General features: G+C 71.6%; 22 protein-coding genes. 14 read left to right on the top strand and 8 right to left on the bottom strand.

Going from position 1 to position 19,329, the window contains the following annotated elements; translation table 11 throughout:
* The first annotated feature begins 277 nt into the window (after positions 1–277).
* The 3 genes from ACFYP0_RS31995 to ACFYP0_RS31985 are packed head-to-tail and all read left to right on the top strand — an operon-like array spanning position 278 to position 1,880.
* Positions 278–760, top strand: a complete 483-nt coding sequence (locus ACFYP0_RS31995) for a DUF6232 family protein (RefSeq protein ID WP_124855094.1) — start codon at positions 278–280, stop codon at positions 758–760.
* Entirely contained in the window at positions 757–1,146 is a 390-nt protein-coding gene (locus tag ACFYP0_RS31990) for a hypothetical protein (protein WP_355498612.1), read from the top strand. Before ACFYP0_RS31995 ends, ACFYP0_RS31990 begins: the two co-directional genes overlap by 4 nt.
* Before the next feature lie 47 nt (positions 1,147–1,193).
* The gene (locus ACFYP0_RS31985) at positions 1,194–1,880 is read left to right on the top strand and encodes a hypothetical protein (protein WP_355498615.1); all 687 of its coding nucleotides are present in this window, start codon (positions 1,194–1,196) and stop codon (positions 1,878–1,880) included.
* 24 nt (positions 1,881–1,904) lie between these two features.
* Here ACFYP0_RS31985 and ACFYP0_RS31980 read toward each other — a convergent pair whose 3' ends face one another.
* Complete coding sequence (locus ACFYP0_RS31980; RefSeq protein WP_355498618.1) at positions 1,905–2,363, bottom strand: rhodanese-like domain-containing protein; 459 nt, start codon at positions 2,361–2,363, stop codon at positions 1,905–1,907.
* A 70-nt stretch (positions 2,364–2,433) separates the two neighbouring features.
* On the opposite strand from ACFYP0_RS31980, the gene ftrA reads away from it, so the two are divergent.
* Positions 2,434–3,462, top strand: a complete 1,029-nt coding sequence (gene ftrA / locus ACFYP0_RS31975) for a transcriptional regulator FtrA (RefSeq protein WP_355498621.1) — start codon at positions 2,434–2,436, stop codon at positions 3,460–3,462.
* A 38-nt stretch (positions 3,463–3,500) separates the two neighbouring features.
* On the opposite strand, the gene ACFYP0_RS31970 is transcribed toward ftrA, so the two are convergent.
* Together ACFYP0_RS31970 and ACFYP0_RS31965 are read right to left on the bottom strand one after the other, a co-directional pair.
* Positions 3,501–4,397: a ribokinase gene (locus ACFYP0_RS31970; RefSeq protein ID WP_355498624.1), complete on the bottom strand. Its 897-nt coding sequence runs from the start codon at positions 4,395–4,397 to the stop codon at positions 3,501–3,503.
* 23 nt (positions 4,398–4,420) lie between these two features.
* On the bottom strand, positions 4,421–5,263 hold the full coding sequence (locus ACFYP0_RS31965; RefSeq protein ID WP_124855106.1) for an ABC transporter ATP-binding protein: 843 nt from the start codon (positions 5,261–5,263) through the stop codon (positions 4,421–4,423).
* A 131-nt stretch (positions 5,264–5,394) separates the two neighbouring features.
* On the opposite strand from ACFYP0_RS31965, the gene ACFYP0_RS31960 reads away from it, so the two are divergent.
* Entirely contained in the window at positions 5,395–6,393 is a 999-nt protein-coding gene (locus tag ACFYP0_RS31960) for an ABC transporter ATP-binding protein (protein ID WP_355498628.1), read from the top strand.
* Positions 6,390–7,406 (top strand): ABC transporter permease subunit, encoded by a 1,017-nt coding sequence (locus ACFYP0_RS31955; RefSeq protein WP_355498631.1) that lies wholly within the window; start codon positions 6,390–6,392, stop codon positions 7,404–7,406. Before ACFYP0_RS31960 ends, ACFYP0_RS31955 begins: the two co-directional genes overlap by 4 nt.
* Before the next feature lie 126 nt (positions 7,407–7,532).
* Here the strand turns inward: ACFYP0_RS31955 and ACFYP0_RS31950 are convergent, their stop codons facing one another.
* The gene (locus ACFYP0_RS31950; protein WP_355498634.1) at positions 7,533–8,708 is read right to left on the bottom strand and encodes an ROK family transcriptional regulator; all 1,176 of its coding nucleotides are present in this window, start codon (positions 8,706–8,708) and stop codon (positions 7,533–7,535) included.
* A gap of 169 nt (positions 8,709–8,877) precedes the next feature.
* Here ACFYP0_RS31950 and ACFYP0_RS31945 point away from each other — a divergent pair, with 169 nt between their 5' ends.
* From ACFYP0_RS31945 to ACFYP0_RS31930, 4 genes are all read left to right on the top strand, one after another.
* Positions 8,878–10,332: a glycoside hydrolase family 3 N-terminal domain-containing protein gene (locus tag ACFYP0_RS31945; protein WP_355498636.1), complete on the top strand. Its 1,455-nt coding sequence runs from the start codon at positions 8,878–8,880 to the stop codon at positions 10,330–10,332.
* A gap of 135 nt (positions 10,333–10,467) precedes the next feature.
* Positions 10,468–11,022 carry a hypothetical protein gene (locus tag ACFYP0_RS31940; protein ID WP_355498639.1) on the top strand — a complete coding sequence of 185 codons (555 nt, stop codon included), beginning with the start codon at positions 10,468–10,470 and terminating at the stop codon, positions 11,020–11,022.
* Positions 11,019–11,513, top strand: coding sequence for a thiol-disulfide oxidoreductase DCC family protein (locus ACFYP0_RS31935; RefSeq protein ID WP_356976178.1), 495 nt, complete (start codon positions 11,019–11,021; stop codon positions 11,511–11,513). Before ACFYP0_RS31940 ends, ACFYP0_RS31935 begins: the two co-directional genes overlap by 4 nt.
* Entirely contained in the window at positions 11,476–12,174 is a 699-nt protein-coding gene (locus tag ACFYP0_RS31930) for a TetR/AcrR family transcriptional regulator (protein WP_112582130.1), read from the top strand. The genes ACFYP0_RS31935 and ACFYP0_RS31930 overlap by 38 nt, the downstream gene beginning before the upstream one ends.
* A gap of 222 nt (positions 12,175–12,396) precedes the next feature.
* On the opposite strand, the gene ACFYP0_RS31925 is transcribed toward ACFYP0_RS31930, so the two are convergent.
* Positions 12,397–13,059, bottom strand: coding sequence for a GNAT family N-acetyltransferase (locus ACFYP0_RS31925; protein ID WP_356976176.1), 663 nt, complete (start codon positions 13,057–13,059; stop codon positions 12,397–12,399).
* A 169-nt stretch (positions 13,060–13,228) separates the two neighbouring features.
* Here ACFYP0_RS31925 and ACFYP0_RS31920 point away from each other — a divergent pair, with 169 nt between their 5' ends.
* Positions 13,229–13,423, top strand: coding sequence for a DNA repair protein (locus ACFYP0_RS31920; protein WP_124855120.1), 195 nt, complete (start codon positions 13,229–13,231; stop codon positions 13,421–13,423).
* Between the two features lie 144 nt (positions 13,424–13,567).
* Complete coding sequence (locus ACFYP0_RS31915; RefSeq protein WP_091393365.1) at positions 13,568–14,086, top strand: hypothetical protein; 519 nt, start codon at positions 13,568–13,570, stop codon at positions 14,084–14,086.
* Between the two features lie 10 nt (positions 14,087–14,096).
* Here the strand turns inward: ACFYP0_RS31915 and ACFYP0_RS31910 are convergent, their stop codons facing one another.
* Together ACFYP0_RS31910 and ACFYP0_RS31905 are read right to left on the bottom strand one after the other, a co-directional pair.
* Entirely contained in the window at positions 14,097–14,825 is a 729-nt protein-coding gene (locus tag ACFYP0_RS31910; RefSeq protein ID WP_356976173.1) for a Clp protease N-terminal domain-containing protein, read from the bottom strand.
* A gap of 61 nt (positions 14,826–14,886) precedes the next feature.
* Positions 14,887–15,897, bottom strand: coding sequence for a glycosyltransferase (locus ACFYP0_RS31905; RefSeq protein ID WP_356976171.1), 1,011 nt, complete (start codon positions 15,895–15,897; stop codon positions 14,887–14,889).
* 124 nt (positions 15,898–16,021) lie between these two features.
* Between ACFYP0_RS31905 and ACFYP0_RS31900 the strand changes: the two genes are divergently transcribed.
* Positions 16,022–16,837: a DUF72 domain-containing protein gene (locus ACFYP0_RS31900; protein ID WP_356976339.1), complete on the top strand. Its 816-nt coding sequence runs from the start codon at positions 16,022–16,024 to the stop codon at positions 16,835–16,837.
* A gap of 9 nt (positions 16,838–16,846) precedes the next feature.
* Here the strand turns inward: ACFYP0_RS31900 and ACFYP0_RS31895 are convergent, their stop codons facing one another.
* Positions 16,847–18,676: a glycoside hydrolase family 15 protein gene (locus ACFYP0_RS31895; RefSeq protein WP_386998461.1), complete on the bottom strand. Its 1,830-nt coding sequence runs from the start codon at positions 18,674–18,676 to the stop codon at positions 16,847–16,849.
* Positions 18,677–18,841: 165 nt separating this feature from the next.
* Between ACFYP0_RS31895 and ACFYP0_RS31890 the strand changes: the two genes are divergently transcribed.
* Positions 18,842–19,267, top strand: coding sequence for a VOC family protein (locus ACFYP0_RS31890; RefSeq protein ID WP_355498659.1), 426 nt, complete (start codon positions 18,842–18,844; stop codon positions 19,265–19,267).
* Positions 19,268–19,329: the final 62 nt, after the last annotated feature.

The following is a 19,329-nucleotide window of genomic DNA, read 5'->3' as shown; positions in this document are numbered from 1 at the left end:
GCGGCGCGGCGCGGCGCGGCGCGGCGCGGCGCGGCGCGGCGCGGCGCGGCGCGGCGCGGCGCGGCGCGGCGCGGCGCGGCGCGGCGCGGCGCGGCGCGGCAACTAGGCGCGTGATATCGCAGACGATTCAGCTCCAAAGGACCACCGCAACATCACCTCTACCCGCCGGAGGGCCTCCGTCGAGTCCCCCGTGAGGAAGGGCCGATCCTCTACGAAGAAGGCCAAGTGCCAAGGTCCGAGCGAGGCGAGGTTTGCCTGGCGGTGGTTAGGCTTAGTGATGACCCTCTATTACCGGGACGACGCGGTGCAGGTGACCTCCGAGTCGATCCGGGCGGGCGGTCACGTGATCGCCCTGTCCGACGTGACGTTCGTGTGGCACGCGCGCGGGCAGAAGACCCTCGCCGTACGCGGCCGGGTCCTGGGTCGCGGTGTCCTGGTCCTGCTGCTCTCGCTGCCGCCGCTGGTCGCGGTGGTCTGCGTGCTGTCGCTGGCCTGGTCCGCGCAGGACCGGGGCAACTGGCAATTGGCGCTGATCATCCTCGCCGCCTGCGCGGTGGGGGCGCTGGCGTTGATGCCGTTCCTGGAGATCCCGTTGGGTTGGCTGGACCGCTCCTACGAGCGCGGCAACCATGTGCACGAGTTGTGGGTGCAGCACCACGGTCGGGAGGACCTGCTGGTGCGCACCCCGGACGCGCTACGGTTCGGGCAGATCTACCGGGCCGTGCAGCGCGCCGTCGAACAGCAGGGGGACCATCGATGACCACCCGCCGCGGCGAGGCCGTCGCGCTGGCCGGGCTGCTCGCCGCGGCCGGCGTCACCCACCTTCTGCGACCTGGCGTGTACGACCCGATCGTGCCAGGCGCGCTGCCCGGGCCGGCCCGCTTCTGGACGTACGCCAGCGGGGTGGCCGAGTTGGCGGTGGCGGCGGCCGTGGCGCACCCGACCACCCGGCGGGCCGGCGGTCGGGCCGCAGCCGCGCTCTTCGTCGCCGTCCTGCCGGCGAACGTGAAGATGGCCGTGGACTGGCGGCACCGACGCCCGACGAAGCGGGCCATCGCGTACGGCCGGGTGCCGTTGCAGGTGCCGCTGATCTGGTGGGCGCTGCGGGTGGCCCGCGCCGACACCGTCGGTCGACGGCCCCACTGACCGGCTCCGACGGGCGGTTGTGGCACGGCCGACGCACACTTGATCCCATGGCGATTCCCCTCCCCACCCCGGCCGCCGTGGTCGGCCTGACCCGCTCCGCTCTCGACCAGGCGCTCGGCTCGGCCGCCTCGATGGCAGCCGTGCCCGCCCGCGCGTTCGCGGTGCTGGACGGGGTGGAGGCGCTGCTGGCCCGGATCAACGGCGTGGTCGACCGGATCGAGACGACCCTGGACCGGACCGACCAGGTGCTCACCGACGCCGAGGCCGCCGTTCGCGAGGTGGCCGTCATCAGCGCCGCCGCGACCACCGCCATCGACACGGCCACCGAGGTGGCCTCCGCCGCCGCCGTGGTGGTCGCCGCGGCCGACCGGGTCGCGAACCGCGCCGCCACCACAGTGGGTACCGCGACGGAGGCCGCCGCGACGGCGGCAGAGCTGCTGGCGGCGTACGAGCCGGCGCTGCGCCGGGCCGCGCCGATGGCCGGCCGGTTCGTCGAGGAGCTGAGCCACGAGGAGATCAGCGCGGCGATTCACCTGATCGACGAGCTGCCGAAGCTCAAGGAACACCTGACGGCGGACATCCTGCCGATACTGGCAACACTGGACCGGGTCGGGCCGGACCTGCACGACCTGCTGGACGTGACCCGCGACCTCAAGCTCGCCGTGGCCGGCATCCCCGGGCTGGGCATGCTGCGCCGACGCGGCGAGAAGCTCACCGACGAGCCCGTCGGCTGAACCCTCGCAGGCCTGCGTCCCGGCTCAGCAGTCGCAGGTGATCGTCGTGGTGGGCGCGGTGAGGTCGTCGACCGGTCGCCGGGTCACCCCGGCCTCCGTCACCACCGGCAGCCCCTCCCGCGCCCAGTACTCGAACCCGCCGAGCATCTCCTTCACCGGATGACCGAGACGGGCGAACTCCAGCGCCGCCCGGGTCGCGCCGTTGCAGCCCGGACCCCAGCAGTAGGTCACCACCGCCGTGCCCGGCGGGATCAGGTCAGCCGCCCGGGTCGCGATCTCGGCGGTGGGCAGGTGCACCGCGCCGGGGAGGTGCCCCTGTGCCCAGGCAGCCGCGCCCCGGGAGTCGACGACCACCAGACCCGGGGTACCGGCCGACAGGTCGGCGTGCACGTCACTGACGTCGGTCTCGACGCTGAGCCGATTGCGGAAGTAGGCGGCGGCGGTGGCCGGATCGGCCGGCGGAACGGCGAAGGTGAAAGTCATGCACCGATCCTCGCCGGCAGGCCACCTCGGAACGAGTGGCGCGAACGACGTCCTGCGCTAACATCCCGCCATGCCGATTCCGGCCACGACAACCGGCCCGCGCCCGCTGCCAGCGCCCCGACGACCGGCGGCGGCGCACCGGGTCGCCGTGCTCGCGTACCCGGGGATGTCGGTGTTCGAGACCGGCATCGTCACCGAGGTCTTCGGGCTGGCCCGGCCGGAGTTCGACGTCGACTGGTACGACCTGGTGCTCTGCGCCGAGCAACCGGGGCCGGTACCGGTGGTCGGCGGGGCCAGCCTGCACACCCCGTACGGTCTGGCCGAGCTGGCCACGGCCCGGACGGTGATCGTGCCCGGTGTGCCGGACGTGACCGCTGACCCGTCGCCCGAGCTGATCACCGCGCTGCGCCAGGCACACCGATGCGGTGCCCGGATCATGTCGATCTGCTCGGGCGCGTTCGCGCTGGCCGGGGCGGGTCTGCTGGACGGTCGACGGGCCACTACCCACTGGCGGTACGCGGAACTGCTGGCGCGGCGCTACCCGCGGGTCGAGGTGGACGCGGACGTGCTCTACCTCGATGACGGTGACCTCCTCACCAGTGCCGGCAGTGCGGCCGGGCTGGACCTCTGCGTGCACGTGATCCGACGCGACCACGGCGCGGCGATCGCCAACGCGGTCGCCCGACGGCTGGTGATCCCCCCGCACCGCGACGGCGGGCAGGCCCAGTTCGTCGAGGCACCGGTAGCCGCCGACCCGGACGACGACCGGATCGCGGGCAGCATCGACTGGGCTCTCGCCCATCTCGCCGAGCCGCTGAGCGTGGCCCAGCTCGCCGGGCAGGCGCACATGTCGTCCCGCACCTACCTGCGGCACTTCGCCCGCGCCACCGGGACCAGCCCGATCCGTTGGCTGATCGACCAGCGGATCCGCGCCAGCCTGACCCTGCTGGAGGAGACCGACGCCTCGGTCGAGCAGGTCGCGCGCGCGGTGGGCTTCGACACACCGGTGAGCTATCGGCACCACTTCGGGCGGGTCATGCTGACCTCACCCTCGGCGTACCGCCGGGCCTTCCGCACCGGTGCGGGCCAGCGGGCGTAACCCGCCGACGCGCTCAGCCGGGTCAGCGCGGAACGCGCTCAGGCCGGTACGTACAGCTCGTCGATCTCGGCGCGTCGCGGTAGCGCCACCGAGGCGCCGAGCTTGCGGACGCAGGCAGCGCCGGCCGCCGACGCCCAGCGCACTGCGTCGATCAGGTCGCGCCCCTCGCCCCAGCCGACGGCCAGCGCTGCGGTGAAGGCGTCACCGGCGGCGGTGGAGTCGACCACGTCGACCCGAACCGCCGGCACGTGCACCTCGGTGCCGTCCCGGTCGACGTACCAGGCGCCCTCACCGCCGAGAGTGAGCACGGCCCGGGGGGTCAGCTCGAGCAGCGCGCGCGGCTCCTCCCGACCCCGGCCGGCGAGCGCCTGCGCCTCGCCCTCGTTGACGACCAGCAGGTCCACGGCGGTGAGCAGCTCGGGTGGGAGGTCCCGCGCCGGGGCGGCGTTCAGGATGACCCTCGTACCGGCCTCGCGGGCGGCCACCGCGGCGGCGGTCACGGTCTGCACCGGGATCTCCAGTTGGGCGACCAGGACGTCCGCCGCGCGCACCGTGGTCAGCTCCTCCTCGGTGAGGTCGACCAAGGCCTCGTTCGCGCCGGGGGTGACGACGATGGCGTTCTCCCCCTGGGCGTTGACCATGACCAGCGCCACTCCGGAGGCGCCGTAGACCACGCGAAGCTGACTGGTGTCCACGCCGGCCGCGGTGATGCGGGCCTTGAGGGTGACGCCGAAGGCGTCCGAGCCGATCGCGCCGAGGAAGGCGCAGGAGGCACCGGCCCGGACCGCGGCCACGGCCTGGTTGGCGCCCTTGCCGCCGGGCACCATCACGAAGTCGGTGCCGAGCATGGTCTCGCCCTGTCGAGGCAGCGCGGGTGCCATCGCGACCAGGTCCATGTTGGCGCTGCCCACCACGGCGACCCGGGTCTGCGGCACGGCCGTCTCCGCCTCTCCGACGCTCAGGCGGCGCGAGCCGTGAAGCGGTCGCCGGACCGCTCGACCACCAGTGGCAGCCCGAACGTCTTGGAGAGGTTGTCACCGGTCAGCGTCTCGGTGAGCAGACCCTGGGCGACCACCCCACCCTCGCGCAGAAGCATCGCGTGGGTGAACCCGGGCGGGATCTCCTCGACGTGGTGGGTGACCAGCACCATCGCCGGGGCGTCCGGGTCGTGGGCAAGCTCGGCCAGTCGCGCGACCAGGTCTTCCCGACCGCCCAGGTCGAGCCCGGCGGCGGGCTCGTCGAGCAGCAGCAGCTCCGGGTCGGTCATCAGGGCACGGGCGATCTGCACCCGCTTGCGCTCACCCTCGGAGAGGGTGCCGTAGCGGCGTTCGGCGAGGCCACCGACGCCGAGTTGACTCAGCAGTGCCCGCGCCCGCGCCTCGTCGCCACGGTCGTAGTTCTCCCGCCAGCGGCCGACCACCGACCAGGCGGCGGTCACCACCACGTCGCTGACCCGCTCGTCGGCGGGGAGCCGCTCGGCGACCGCGGCGGTGGTGAGCCCGATCCGGGTACGCAGCTCGTTGACGTCGGTGCGGCCGATCCGCTCGCCGAGCACGTGCGCGACACCCGTGGTGGGGTGCAGCCGACCGGCGGCGAGGTTGAGCAGTGTGGTTTTGCCGGCACCGTTCGAGCCGAGCACGACCCACCGCTCGTCGAGTTCGACGCGCCAGGTCAGGTCCTGGAGGAGGGCGGTGCCAGAGCGGCGTACGCCGACGCCGTCGAGGCTGACCACCAGATCCGGGTCCACGAAAGCGGCGGCAGGCGCGGCGCCGGCAGCGCCGGGGATCAGGTCACCAGTCACCACACCATCCAACCACGCAGCGCCGAGGTGCCCCCCACGGGCGGCACCTCGGCCATAGGGTGAAGCGCCGTGTCGTTGATCACCAAGCCCGAAGGACGGCCCATGCCCCGCCGACGTACGGAGCCGCGCGGATGAGCGCGGTCATCGAGATCGAGGGTCTGCGCAAGACCTTCCGCAGCCTGCGCAGCGGCCGACGGGTGGCGGTGGACGGGTTCGACCTGTTGGTCGAGGCGGGCCAGGTCCACGGTTTCCTGGGCCCCAACGGCTCGGGCAAGACCACCACGCTGCGGGCCCTGCTCGGGCTGGTACGCGCCGACAGCGGCCGGATGACAGTGCTCGGCGAACCGTCGCCGGAGCTGCTGCCCCGGGTGGCGGGCCAGGTCGGCGCCATCGTGGAGAGCCCTCAGTTCTTCGGCAACTTCACCGGCTACCGGACGCTGCGGTTGTTGGCCCGCGCCGGTGGTGTGCCGGTCTCGCGGGTGGACGAGGTACTGGATCTGGTGGGCCTGCACGACCGGGGCGATGAGCGGGTGAAGGGCTACTCGCTGGGCATGAAGCAGCGTCTGGCGGTGGCGTCCGCGCTGTTGAAGGACCCGCGTCTGCTCATCCTGGACGAGCCGGCGAACGGGCTGGATCCGGCGGGCATCCGGGAGATGCGGGACCTGATGCGATCGCTGGCGGCCAACGGGGTGACAGTGCTGGTGTCCAGTCACATCCTGGGCGAGATCCAGCTGATCTGCGACCACGTCACGATCATCTCTCGGGGGCGGCGGGTCGCGACCGGTCGGGTGGACGAGGTACTGGCTGGTCACGACCGGCACGAGTTCCTGGTCCGGGTGGCCGAGCCGGAGCGGGCCGTCGAGCTGCTGCACGCGGCCGAGCTGACGGCGGTCGTGGACGGCGGAGCGTTGGTGGTGAGCGGGGTGAGCGACCCGACGGCGGTCAGCCGGGTGCTCGGTGAGCAGGGTCTGTGGGTGGGCGAGCTGACGCCGCTGCGGCCGGATCTGGAGAGCGTCTTCCTGGAGCTGACCGGCGCGTACGAGCATTCGTCGGTGCCGCGGCAGGTCGGCGACTCGTCGCTGCCGCAGGGCGAAGCTGTGATCGACCTCGATCGGGGAGTGGACGCGTGAACCTGGTGCGTGCCGAGTTGGAGCGACTGTCCGCGCGTCGCTTCGTGCAGCTCATGGTCCTCCTGTTGGTGTTGGCGTTCGCCGTCACGGCGGCGACGACGCTCGCCGGTTCCCACAAGCCGACCGCGGACGAGATGAACTCGGCGCGGGCGCAGGCCGCCGAGGCACGGCAGGGGATGGAGGTCGCCTTCCAGCAGTGCCTGTCGCGACAGAACGGCACACTTCCGCAGAGCGAGATGGGCCAGTACTTCCCGGAGGAGTGCTCGTCGATCGATCCGATCCGACAGGATCGGCTGCCGATCCCCGCCGACTACCTGCCGGGTGTGTTCAGCTTCGCTGGGCAGGCACTGCCGCTGCTCTATTTCCTCATCGCGTTCCTGGTGCTGTTCGGATTCTTGGTGGGCGCCTCCTACATCGGCGCGGACCTGAACTCCGGCGGTGTGGTGAATCTGCTGCTCTGGCGGCCGCGCCGGTTGACGGTGCTCGCGGCCAAGTTGGGCACGCTGCTCGGTACGGTGCTGGTGCTGGCCCTGCTGGCGTCGGTGGCCTACCTCGCCACGTTCTGGGTGATCGGGCAGAACGCCGGGTTGCCGGGCCAGCTGGATGGTGACTTCTGGCGTTCACTCGGTGCGGTGCACGGCCGTGGTCTGGTGCTGGTGCTGCTGGCTTCTGCCCTGGGCTTCGCGATCGCCACGCTGGGTCGGCACACCTCGGCGGCGCTGGGGGCGGCCGCCGCGTACGCGGTGCTGTGGGAGTTGGGCGGCCGGCTGGTGCTGGAGATCGTCGATGCCCGGCGGCCCGATCAGCTGATGCTCTCCAGTCACGTCGCGACGTGGCTCAGCGGTAGGACGCGGTTCTACGACCCTCAGGTCTGCGCGGGCAGCACGGGCACCGGCTACTGCGAGAGCTTCTACAGCCTGAACTGGCCGACCGCGCTGCTGGTGCTGCTCGTGCTCACTGGCGGGCTGACCGCGGCGGCATTTGCCGTGTTCCGTCGCCGCGACCTGATCTGAGGCTTTCACCGGGCTGCCCATTTTGGATGGGCGGCCCGGTGGGCCGAGCCCGACCAGCGGGCGGCAAGAGCTTGCACCCTGCGGACGCGCGGTGAAATATTCCTTCACATGACCGCCGCAGCGGGCTCAGCCGACGGTGGAGCCGAACACCTCGTCGCGTACGGCGTCCAGGGCGGTGCGCAGCGCGCCCTGGAGGATCGGCTCCTCGGTCAGCCCGGTCGGCACCACTCGCGGCTGGACCAGGGTGATCGCCGCGACCTCCTGCTGCACCCGGTCGGCGAGCGCCGCACCACCGGCCTGGCCCACCTCACCGGCGAGCACGACCAGCGGCGGGTCCAGCACCACGCAGGTGCTGGCCACGCCGAGCGCGAGCCGACGGGCCAACTCGTCGAGCATCGGGCCGCCGTCGGCGCCGGCCGCGACGGCCGCGCCGACAGCCTCGGCGGCGGCGGCGTCCGGGAAGCCGTGCTCGCGGGCCACCGCGCGCACCGAGTCCGCACCGATCAGCTGCTGGAAGGCCGGCTTGGCGCGACGGGAGACGTCGCGCGGAATGGGCGCGCCGGGCACCGGCAGGTAGCCGATCTCGCCGGCCGCACCGCTGCTGCCGTGGTGCAACCGCCCGCCCAGCATGATCGCCAGGCCGACGCCGGCGCCCACCCAGACCAGCACGAAGTCCGACAGCCCCTGCGCTGCGCCGGACTGCGCCTCGGCCACCGCGGCCAGGTTGACGTCGTTCTCGAAGACCACCGGAGTGTGCAGGTCGTCCCGCAACGCGGCGAGCAGACCGCTGTGCCAGCGCGGCAGGTTGAACGCGAAGGTGATGTCGCCGGTGCCGGGGTCGACCAGGCCCGGCGTGCCGAGCACGATCCGTCGTACGCTGCTCAGCTGCGCCTGGGCGCTGCTCGCCGCCTGCACGACGGCGTTGTGCACCACGCCCACCGGGTCGTCGGTGTCCCGGGTCGACTGCTCCACCCGGCCGATGACCGCACCGGTGATGTCGGCGCAGGCGGCCACCACCCGGTCCGGCCCGACGTCCACGCCGACCACGTGCGCGCTGCCCGGGCGGACGGCGTAGAGCTGGGCGTTCGGCCCTCGCCCGCCGGCCTGCTCGCCGACCCGCGCGACGAGGCCGCGCTCCTCCAGCCGCTCGACCAGTTGCGAGGCGGTGACCTTCGACAGGCCGGTCAGCTCGCCGAGTCGTGCTCGGGTCAGCGGGCCGCGTTCGAGGAGCAGTTCCAGCGCGGCACGGTCGTTGAGCGCCCGCAACAGACGGGGGGTGCCGGGCAGCCGGGTCGCACTCATGACACGTCCTCTAGTTTTAGTAAACTTTGCTAACTGTAAACCGACCTGCGAACGGGTAGCCGTAGCGTAACGGCCGCTCGACGGTGGGACGCTCCGCCGAGTCGGCAGGGCCAGGACCACCACCGGTACGACGTCTCGTACCCGCGGGGCAGCGAAGGGGGAAGATCACGTGGGGTTGGATCCAGGACTGCGCCGGCTGGCGCTGGGCACGCTGCTGGCCGCGTACCCGGGACCGGTCCCGCCGGACTGGGCGGTCGACCTGCTGGCCGACGGGCTGGCCGGGCACACCCTGTTCGGCACCAACGTGCACGACCCCGCGCAGGTGGCGGCGAGCACCGCCGCGCTGCGCACCGGTCGGCCGGACGCGCTGATCGCCATCGACGAGGAGGGTGGCGACGTGACCCGGCTGGCGCACGCCACCGGCAGCCCGTACCCCGGCAACGCCGCCCTGGGTGCGATCGGCGACGTGGCCCTCACCCGACGGGTCTACCAGTCGATCGGCGCCGAACTGGCCGCGCTCGGCATCACCGTCAACCTCGCCCCCACGGTCGACGTCAACACCGCCGACGACAACCCGGTGATCGGCACCCGGTCCTTCGGCGCGGATCCGGTACGGGTGGCCGCCCACTCGGCCGCCGCCGTGGCCGGGTTGCAGGCCGCCGGCGTGGCCGCCTGCGCCAAGCACTTCCCCGGGCACGGCGCCACCGTCACCGACTCCCACCACGAACTGCCCACCGTGGACGCTCCGCTGAGCCTGCTCCGCCAGCGGGACCTACCGCCGTTCGCGGCCATCGTCGCCGCCGGGGCGCGCGCCGTGATGACAGCGCACATCCGGATGCCGGCGCTCACCGGCGCCGACCCGGCCACCTTCAGCCGAGCCGTCCTGGTCGACCTGCTCCGCACCGAGTACGGCTTCACCGGCACCGTCATCACCGACGCGCTGGAGATGAAGGGTGCCGCGGTGGCCGCCGGCGGGGTCGGGCCAGCTGCGGTCCGGGCCCTCGGCGCGGGTGCCGACCTGCTCTGCATCGGTGCGAAGGTCGACGCCGAACTGGTCGAGCGGGTGGCCGCCGAGATCGTCGACGCGCTCGCCGACGGCCGGCTGGCGAGGGCCCGGGTCGAGGAGGCGGCCGGCCGCGCCGCCGACCTCGCCGCCTGGACCCGGGCCGCCAGCGGGTCGCCGACCACCGGCGACCCCGAGCTGGGGTACGCGGCAGCGCGCCGAGCTGTCCGGGTGGATGGCCTGCTCACCGGCCTGGACCAGCCACTGGTGGTGCAACTGCACACCGAGTCGACGATCGCCGAGGGGCGGGTGCCGTGGGGCCTCGGCCCGCACCTGGACGGGGTGCCGGAGATCCGGGTGATCGCCGCCGAGACCGACGCGGCCACGCTGCGCGGATTGGCGGGCGACCGTCCCATCGTCCTGGTCGGACGACACCTGCACCGGCTGCCTGGCGGCCCGGAGCTGATCGCCGACCTGGCGGCTGCGCACCCGGTGACCGTGGTGGAGATGGGCTGGCCGGCACAGTGGCGGCCCGCGGGCGTCCGCGCCTTCGTCACCACCTACGGGGCGAGCCACGCCAACGGTCGCGCGGCGGCCGAGGTGCTCGGCCTGGCCGGCTGAGCCACGGCGCCATCCGGCCGGGCTGAGGCGCTCGGCCGGATGGCGCGCTCCAGCACCGCACCGGAGTGTCCACAGTCACTGGTCGCCACTTCTTGAACATGTTCAACATCGACCCTAGTCTGATGACGTCGGTAGTTGAACACGTTCAAGAAGGGCGTCCACATGGACATCAAGGTCTGGATGTACGTGATCTACCTCGCGGTCAGCGTCGGCCTGACCATCTGGGTGGCGCGAGCACTCTCCCGCAACGGGCAGGTCTTCCTGGAGGAGGTGTTCGCCGAGGAACGGCTCGCCCGAGCGGTCAACAGCCTCCTGGTGGTCGGCTTCTACCTGCTCAACCTCGGCTACGTCACGGTGGCGATGAAGCACCCCGACCCGGTGGACTCGACCAGCCAGGCAATGGAGGAACTGTCCCTCAAGATCGGCTTGGTGCTGCTGGTGCTCGGCGCGCTGCACTTCTTCAACGTCTTCGCGCTCGGCCGCTACCGCCGGAACCGACTCCGCCAGCTCGCCACCCATCCCCCGCTCGCCCCGATCGGCCGACTCCCCATGCCGTCCACCCCACCCGGATCGCACATGGTCGGCGCGTACCCGGGCGGACCGCAGCCGACCGGCGCGCACCCGGCCGGACCCCAGCCCGCTGGTCCGCAACCGGGCGTCGGCCCGACGAACAACCCACCGACCCGATGACCGTGCCCCCGACCGACGGCGTCGGTCGGCTCCCGGATCCCACCGCTCACTCCGGCGGTGGGATCCGGGGGTTCAGCGTCCTGTTCGACGCGGCCTGCCCACTCTGCCGCGCCGCCCGCCGCTGGTTGTCGTCCCGCGCCCAGCTCGTACCCCTGGAGTTCGTGCCGGCCGGGTCCGCCGAGGCCCGGCGGCGCTTCCCGGGCCTGGACCACGACGCGACACTGCGCGACCTCACCGTGATCGCCGACACCGGCGAGGTGTACGCGGGCGACGGCGCCTGGTTCGCCTGCCTCTGGGCGCTGACCGACCATCGATCCACGGCCGAGCGGCTGGCCCGACCGCACCTGCTGCCCCTCGCCCGGCAGACGGTGGCCGCCGCCTCGGCGATCCGCGAGCGGATCCGCGACCCGTGGGCCGAGCCGACCGACGAACCGGCGGGATACGGTGGCCCCGATGACCGAGCAGCCTGCGCAGACGACCACTGCGGGTGACCCTGCCACCGCGCGAGGCGAGCAGACCCGGCAGCTGATCCGGGACACCGCCATGCGGCTGTTCCGCGAACGCGGGTACGCCCAGACCACAATGCGGGCGATCGCGCAGGAGGCCGGCGTGGCGGTCGGCAACGCCTACTACTACTTCGGTTCCAAGGACCACCTGATTCAGGAGTTCTACGCCCAGTCCCAGGTCGAGCACAGGGCCGCCGCGCAGCCCGTGCTCGATCGGGAGGAGGCGTTCGGTCCCCGGCTCGCCGGGGTGCTGCACGCAGGGATCGACGTGCTGACGCCCTCACACGGATTCGCCGCGACCTTCTTCAAGACAGCGGCGGAGCCCACCTCCCCGCTGAGCCCCTTCTCCGCGGAGTCCTCCGGCCCCCGACAGGCGGCCATCGACCTCTTCGGCGAGGTGTTGACCGGCTCGACGGCCAAGGTCGACGCCGAGCTGCGCCCACAGCTGCCCGAGCTGCTCTGGCTCGCGTACATGGGCGTGATCCTCTACTGGGTGCACGACCGATCACCGGGCCAGACCAAGACCCGTCAGCTCATCGACGGGGCGGTACCACTGATCGACCGGCTCGTGGCGCTGTCCCGGCTCCGGGTGCTGCGGCCGGTGACCCGACAGGTGCTCGACCTGATTCGCACGCTCCGTCACTGATCCGGCCGACCTCCTTCGGCCGGCGAAGCAGCAGGTCAAGTCCACTTTTCGACACTCCGAACCGACAGCTTCAACCTTGCCCCGAGCCGATTCGATACGTAGCGTGATCGACACGTAGCGGCTCACCCACAGCGGCGGCCGTTACACCCGGAACCGGGGCCTGGGGGGAGGTTGCGGACCGTGGATCCGGCCCGGGATCCACGGTCCGCGCCCGATGCCCGCTCAGCGCGGATAGACCCCGTACGCGCGCCAGCCCCGGTCCGGAAAACCGGCCGCCTCGGCGACCCGGGCCGAGGCGTGATTGTCCCGCTCGTGCAGGTAGGTGGGGACAGCCCCCTCGTCGAGCACCCGCCGCGCCGCCTGGGCCACCAGCCGACGGGCGAGGCCGCGCCCCTGGGCAGCCGGCACGGTGCCGACGGCCAACTCGTGCCCGTACGCGTCGTGCCGCTTGATCCCGGCACCGGCCAGATAAGCGCCGTCCGGGTCACGGACCACAAGCACCGGCCGGTCGAAGAGCCGCAGCCACGGCGGCAGCCCGGCGGCGGTCGGCTCGCTCCACTCCCCCACGTCGGGCAGCGGGGCGGGCGCCACACTCCACCGGAAGGGGCCGTCGTGTACGCAGAATTCGGGCCGGCCGACGGCCTCTGGCAGCGCGGCGAGCAAGCGAGCCGGCGTATGGCGAACCAACGCGCGGATCGCCGCCACACGGTCCGGCGGCACGGAGAGCACGGCGCTCTGCCCGGTGTCCACGGCGAGCGCGGGGCGCAGCCGACCGTCCCAGGCCGGTTCGGCCCGCCGATGCGAGGCGACCACGTGCAACCCCGGCCCGGCCGGCCACTGGCCGAGCCAGGTGGCCAGGTGCAGGTGAAGTCGCCGGTCGAGCATGCGCACCTCCCCGTCACCCGACCCGTCGTGGATCACCGTACGCCGGACGGCAGGGCCGGGCGCAGGATACGTCAGGGCCGAGCGGGAAAGGGGTGCGGGAACCGGGCGTCCGAATCGACCGTCATATGTATTTCCATATCTGGACACCTTTGTTTGGGACGGTGAACGCATGCCGATTCAGCCGAGCGACCACTACCAGCAGGACCCCGAGCGACTCTGGCAGGCGGCGGAGGCCGTCGGAGGCAATCCGCCCCAGCCGCGCTACCGGAACCCTCGGACGATCGGCGGCGGTGCCCTGTCATGGGCCGGGCTGAACAAGCTGCCCGTCGGCAGCTCCAGTCGGCACCGCCTGAACTCCCACTGAGGCGCCATCGGTCGGTTGTCCCGACGGGCAGCCTCTGACGTTCGGGGCGACACACCGGAGGAGGTCCAGCGGCGGCTTTCGCACACCTGTCGGGTAATTTCTTGTGGTCCGCCATCCCGGCCTACGACAGGAGAAGCTCCGCGCATGGGCAAGAAGACGATCCACGTCTCCGACTTCACCGGCACGGTTCTGCAGCAGGACGACGAGGTGGTCCGCGTCGTCGTGCTGGAGCACCCGGACCTGGTCGCCGGGCCCGTGCAGTTGGACGCCACCCCGGGCGAGGTGGAGAACATCGACGACGCCGCGCTGGACGTGGCGGTGGTGGAGATCCACGATCGGCACGGTGGCGGCGAGCCGCGCCGAGTGGTGTTGACCGCCAGCGAGTTCGACGCGATGGCCACCGACGTGCCGATGGCGCAGCTGTTGAAGACGGCCGAGCGGGTTCGCCCGCCCAAGGCCCGCAAGACCACCGAGAAGATCGACTACGGCACGCTGGAGCACGCCGGCAAGCCCCACCGGGGCCGGGTCACCGAGGAGGAGGCCCGCCTGGTGCGCGAGCAACTCGACGAGGTCAACAAGCGCCTCGCCGACGCGGGCGTACGCCAGATCGACCCGGCCGATCCGGAGCACGCCCTGCGTTACGGCTTTCCTGAGGTGTCCTGACCTCGGGTTCTCACTTCTTTCCGACGGCGGCGGCGAGGGCGGCGGCCAGGTCGGCCTCGACCGTCGCCTTGTCCAGGCCGAGGTTGGTGAGCACCCCGGCGCCGTCCTCCTGCTCGAGCAGGGCGAGCAGCATGTGCTCGGTGCCGATGTAGTTGTGCCCGAGCCGCAGCGCCTCCCGGAAGGTCAACTCCAGCGCCTTCTTGCCGCGCGCGTCGTATGGGATGAGGTCCGGAACCTGCTCGGCCCGTGGCGGGAGGACGGCACCGACCGCCTCCCGTACCACCTCGGGGGTGGCGCCGCGACCAGCCATCACCCTGGCAGCCAGCCCGTCCGGCTCGGCCAGCAGGGCCAGCACCAGGTGCTCGGGGCCGATCTCGGCGTTGCCGCTGGCGCGGGCCTCCTCCTGCGAGGCCATCACCACGTTGCGGGCGCGAGGGGTGAACCGGCCGAAGCCGGCGTTGGGGTCGAGCGCGGCCGCCTCGGTCGCCTTCGGCACGAAGCGCTTCTGGGCGGCCTGCTTGGTGACACCCATGCTGCGGCCGATGTCGGTCCAGGAGGCACCCGATCGCCGGGCCTGGTCGACGAAGTGCCCGATCAGGTGATCGGCGACCTCGCCGAGGTGATCGGCGGCGATGACCGCGTCGGTGAGCTGGTCGAGCGCGTCCGTGTGCGCCGTCTTGATCGCCTGGATCAGGTCGTCGAGCTTGACGGTGTTACCCATCTGGAGAGGATCTGTCATGCGTCAACCATAGGTTGACGCATGCGTTTCGTCAACCTATGGTTGACGATGTTGCGTGCAGTCAGGCGGTGTACTCCGGCAGGAGTCCAGCGACGGCCGCTGGCGAGGGCATGGCGGCGATCTCCTCGGCGACAGCGCGGGCCGCGTCGCGCTGCTCGACGTTGCCGCGCTGCGGCAGTAGGCGGTGAGCCTGTTCGGCGATGGCAACCGCGTCCACCTCGCCGGAAAGGAGCCGCAGGGCGACACCGGCGGCGGCGAGCGTGTCGGCGTTGGCGAACTGGTCGGCGCCCTGCGGCAGCAGCAACTGCGGTACGCCGGCCGCGAGCGCGCCGAGGGTGGTGCCGCTACCTCCGTGGTGCACCACCAGGTCGACGAGCGGCAGCAACTCCGCCTGCGACACCCACTGGTGCACGCTGACGTGGTCAGGGATCTCGCCCAGTTGTTCCATTGGCACCCGACCGGCCGCGACCACCACCTCGGCGTCCAGCGCCGCCAGGCCGGCGATGGCGGTGCGCAGCAGCTCCGGCGTGCCGAACGCGGTGCCGAGGGTCAGATAGATCAACGGTCGGGACGTGCGACGGCTCACCCGTTCGGGCAGCGGGGCCGGTGTGGAGAAGGCCACCGGGCGCAGCTCGATCCGACGTTCGGTGGCGAGAAAGTCCTTGTCCTGCAGCGAGGGCGGCCAGATGTCCAGGTGCGGCCGGCCGACGACCTCGGCGTTCCTGGTCGGCAGTTCCAGGCCGATGCCCTCGGGAAACATCCGGCCGAACCCGTGCCACAGGCCCGGGATCCCGGCCCGATGAGCCGCCACGGCCGCCCCCGGCAGCCCCCACTCGTGCACCACAAGGTCGGGCCGCAGCCGCGCCAGCTCCGGTGCGAGATCCTCGGCGTACATCTCGTAGAAGGCGTCGCCGGGACGGAACGGCCGCAGGCCGTGCGCAGCGAGCGGCGCGTGCACCTCCGGACCGGCGGCGAAGTGGACCTCGTGCCCGGCGTCCCGGGCGGCGATCGCCAGCGGGATCAGCGGGTAGGTATGACCGACGGACGCAAGACTGGCGAACAGCACACGCATGGCGTCGGACCCTACCTGCCGCACGGTGGGCCCGGCCGGGTCCGCCGGCCCGTATACGGTGGGCTCCGGTCGAGCGCGTTCACCGGCGGGAAGGGCGGTCATGCGTCTGCACGTGGGGTGCGCGATGTGGAGTCACCGGTCGTGGCCGGGCCACCGGCTGCCGCCCACCGAGCGCCTGCGGCACTACGCCAGTTGGTGCGACGCCGTGGAGGGCAACACCACGTTCTACGCGACCCCGGCCCGGGACACCGTGGCCTCGTGGGCCGCCCAGACGGATCCCGACTTCCGGTTCGTCCTCAAACTTCCCAAGGTCATCACGCACGAACGCCGGCTCACCAACGTCGACGAACCGCTGCGCTTCTTTCTGGACGCCATCGAACCGCTCGGCCCACGCGCCCACGCCCTCTGGATCCAACTGCCCGGCTCGTTCGCGCCCGCCGACGTCCCGGCCCTGGGCCGTTTCCTGGAGCAGCTTCCGCAGTCCCACCGGTACGCGGTGGAGGTCCGCCATCCCGCGTTCTTCACCGACGCCCGCGCGGCCCGACTGCTCGGGGCGACCCTCGCCGCCGCCCGCGCCGAATGGATCCCCTTCGACACGACCGCCTTCTTCGTGAGCCCGCCGACCAGCGACGCGGAGCGGGACGCCTGGACCAAGAAGCCCCGCGTGCCGCTCCGGACTGTCGCGCTGACCGACCGGCCGATTGTCCGCTACCTCGGTCGCGACGACTCGACGCGCACTGTCGAGGGGTGGCAACGCTGGATCGACGTGACAGTCACCTGGCTACGCGAGGGGCGCTCGCCGACGATGTTCATCCACACCCCGGACAACGCCGAAGCGCCGGCGCTCGCCCGCCGGTTCCACGACGAGGTCCGGGCACGCGTACCCGGGCTCGACGCGTTGCCCGAGCCGATCCCGGTCGAGCCGCTGACGCTGTTCTGACATGGACGGTCAGCGCTGCTGATCGAGCAGGTCGTCGAGGTGAGTCGCCGTGCTGATCAGCGAGAGGTGACTGAACGCCTGCGGGAAGTTGCCGATCTGCTCACCGGTCGGCGCGATCTCCTCAGAGTAGAGGCCGAGCGGGTTGCTGTAGGTGAGCATCTTCTCGAAGGTCAACCGGGCGTCGTCGAGCCGGCCGGCCTGGGCGAGGGCCTGCACATACCAGAAGGTGCACATGCTGAAGGTGCCCTCGGTGCCGGCCAGGCCGTCCGGCGAGGCGTTCGGGTCGTAGCGGTAGACGAGGCTGTCGGAGACCAGTTCGCTGTCTATCGCTCGCAGCGTCGACTCCCACATCGGGTCCATCGGCGAGATGAAGCCGAGGCCGGGCATGGCAAGCAGCGAGGCGTCCAGGATGTCCGTGCGGTAGTGCTGCACGAAAGCTTGGCGGCCCGGGTGGAAGCCACGTGTCATGACCTGCTCGTAGATGGTGTTGCGTTCGGTCGTCCAACGGGTGGTGTCACCGGGGCGCCCGCGGCGCTGCGCGAGGCGGATGGCGCGGTCCAGCGCCACCCAGGACATCATCCGTCCGTACGTGAAGTCCTGCCGCCCGGACCGGGTCTCCCAGATGCCGTCCTCGGGCTGGTCCCAGTGCTCGCAGAGCCAGTCCATCAGCTCTGCCGTCTTCCGCCACCCTTCGTACGGCGCGATCAGGCCATCCCGGTCGGCGAGTTCCAGGGAGTTGAGCGCCTCGCCGTGGATGTCGAGTTGCAGTTGGCCCGACGCGCCGTTGCCAATGCGCACCGGTGCCGACCCGCGGTATCCCTCCAGGTGGCTGAGCACCTCCTCGGGCAGGTCCGGCGAGCCGTCAACCCTGTACATGATCTGGAGGGGCAGATCGGGGTCCCGTGCTTCCCGGATGCGCGCGTCCAACCAGAGCAGATACTTCTCGGCCTCGTCGGTGAAGCCGAGCTTCAGCAGCGCGTGCACGGAGAAGGACGCGTCCCGGATCCAGGTGTAGCGGTAGTCCCAGTTCCGCTGCCCGCCGATCTGCTCGGGTAGCCCCGCGGTGGGCGCGGCGACAAGGGCACCGGTCGGTGCGTACGTCATCAGCTTGAGGGTCATCGCCGACCGCTCGACCGCCTCCCTCCAACGACCCCGATAGCGGGAACGGTCCAGCCATCGCCGCCAGAAGTCGCGGGTGCCGGCTAGTAGTTCGCACGCCTCGTCGGTGCTGAGTGCGCGGGGCGCGTGCGGGCAGGCCGTCTCCAGGACCACCCCGCCGATGTCACCTGCTTGCAGCGTGAACCGAGCCGATACCCCCTGCGCGTCGCGGATGATGGCCCCCGCGTCGACCAGCCCTTTCGCATCCTTGAAGAGGGTGAGGGTGAAGGTCAGCGTCTGGCTTCGGAAGACGTCACCCTCGGGGTGCACCTCAAGCTCAAACGGATCGCGTCCGTAGTTGAACCGGGGCTGACAGTCGAAGCGGAACGGCATGCTGCCCCGGATCATGCGAACCAGCCGGATCAACCGGTGCCGGTTGGTGGCCCGTTCACCCGTGACGGGCATGAAGTCCAACAGCTCACCGACACCGTCGGCGCTGTGGAAGCGGGTGATGAGGATCGGTGTACCGGGCAGGTAGAGCTGCTTGCTCGCGTAGTCGATGCCGTCTGGCGACAGCTGGAAGTGGCCACCCTTGCGGCGGTCCAACAGCGCGCCGAAGATGCTCGGTGAGTCGAAGCGGGGCGCACAGAACCAGTCGACCGTACCGTCCTTGGTGATCAGCGCCGCGGTCTGTAGATCACCGATCAGACCGTGGTCCTCGACTGCCGGGTAGCTGTCCACGCTGTCCCCCGCCACTCGTACTGGCAATGGCGGCGACTACCCGGGAGCCGACGAAAAATGCGGTCCGCGGCTGGACACGGTCGAGACCTACCGCTCATTGCGGAAGCAAACCTTCCGCAATCGTCGATAGCGTCGACACCAACCACATCGACGAGAGGACACCCGATGAGCCTGCGAGGATTCGCCACCCTGAACATCTGGGCGGACGACGTGACGGCGGCCACGGCCTGGTATGCGGACTTTCTCGGCATCGAGGCGTACTTCATGCGCCCCGGCCCCGACGGACGCCCGGCCTACACCGAGTTCCGCATCGGGGACTACCAGGCCGAGCTGGGCATCATCGACCGCAGGTACGCACCGGCCGGGGCGGCGACCGGGCCCGGCGGCGTGATCATGCACTGGTACGTCGACGACCTCGACGCGACCGTCGAGCGGCTGCTGGCGTTGGGTGCCACGGAGTACCAGCCAATCACTCCACACGGGGACGAAGGGTTCATCACCGCGGCGGTCGTCGACCCGTTCGGCAACGTGCTGGGGGTCATGAAGAACCCGCACTACCTCGACGTCCTCGCCGCGCTGAAGGCGACCTGACGTGAGCGCGCTCAACGTGCCCGACGGGCGCGCTGGCGGCTGAGCAGTCGCGACAGAGATGC

The sequence above is a fragment of the Micromonospora arida genome (genome assembly GCF_042873195.1).
Classification (GTDB): Bacteria; Actinomycetota; Actinomycetes; order Mycobacteriales; family Micromonosporaceae; genus Micromonospora; species Micromonospora arida.
Note: the sequence above shows the minus strand (reverse complement) of the source record. Positions and strands in the feature narration are given on the sequence as shown.

Coding starts and splice junctions, on each gene's coding strand:
- ACFYP0_RS31995 (WP_124855094.1), top strand. CDS start 278: ATGACCCTCTATTACCGGGACGACGCGGTGCAGGTGACCTCCGAGTCG.
- ACFYP0_RS31990 (WP_355498612.1), top strand. CDS start 757: ATGACCACCCGCCGCGGCGAGGCCGTCGCGCTGGCCGGGCTGCTCGCC.
- ACFYP0_RS31985 (WP_355498615.1), top strand. CDS start 1,194: ATGGCGATTCCCCTCCCCACCCCGGCCGCCGTGGTCGGCCTGACCCGC.
- ACFYP0_RS31980 (WP_355498618.1), bottom strand. CDS start 2,363: ATGACTTTCACCTTCGCCGTTCCGCCGGCCGATCCGGCCACCGCCGCC.
- ftrA (WP_355498621.1), top strand. CDS start 2,434: ATGCCGATTCCGGCCACGACAACCGGCCCGCGCCCGCTGCCAGCGCCC.
- ACFYP0_RS31960 (WP_355498628.1), top strand. CDS start 5,395: ATGAGCGCGGTCATCGAGATCGAGGGTCTGCGCAAGACCTTCCGCAGC.
- ACFYP0_RS31950 (WP_355498634.1), bottom strand. CDS start 8,708: ATGAGTGCGACCCGGCTGCCCGGCACCCCCCGTCTGTTGCGGGCGCTC.
- ACFYP0_RS31935 (WP_356976178.1), top strand. CDS start 11,019: ATGACCGTGCCCCCGACCGACGGCGTCGGTCGGCTCCCGGATCCCACC.
- ACFYP0_RS31930 (WP_112582130.1), top strand. CDS start 11,476: ATGACCGAGCAGCCTGCGCAGACGACCACTGCGGGTGACCCTGCCACC.
- ACFYP0_RS31925 (WP_356976176.1), bottom strand. CDS start 13,059: ATGCTCGACCGGCGACTTCACCTGCACCTGGCCACCTGGCTCGGCCAG.
- ACFYP0_RS31920 (WP_124855120.1), top strand. CDS start 13,229: ATGCCGATTCAGCCGAGCGACCACTACCAGCAGGACCCCGAGCGACTC.
- ACFYP0_RS31915 (WP_091393365.1), top strand. CDS start 13,568: ATGGGCAAGAAGACGATCCACGTCTCCGACTTCACCGGCACGGTTCTG.
- ACFYP0_RS31910 (WP_356976173.1), bottom strand. CDS start 14,825: ATGACAGATCCTCTCCAGATGGGTAACACCGTCAAGCTCGACGACCTG.
- ACFYP0_RS31905 (WP_356976171.1), bottom strand. CDS start 15,897: ATGCGTGTGCTGTTCGCCAGTCTTGCGTCCGTCGGTCATACCTACCCG.
- ACFYP0_RS31900 (WP_356976339.1), top strand. CDS start 16,022: ATGTGGAGTCACCGGTCGTGGCCGGGCCACCGGCTGCCGCCCACCGAG.
- ACFYP0_RS31890 (WP_355498659.1), top strand. CDS start 18,842: ATGAGCCTGCGAGGATTCGCCACCCTGAACATCTGGGCGGACGACGTG.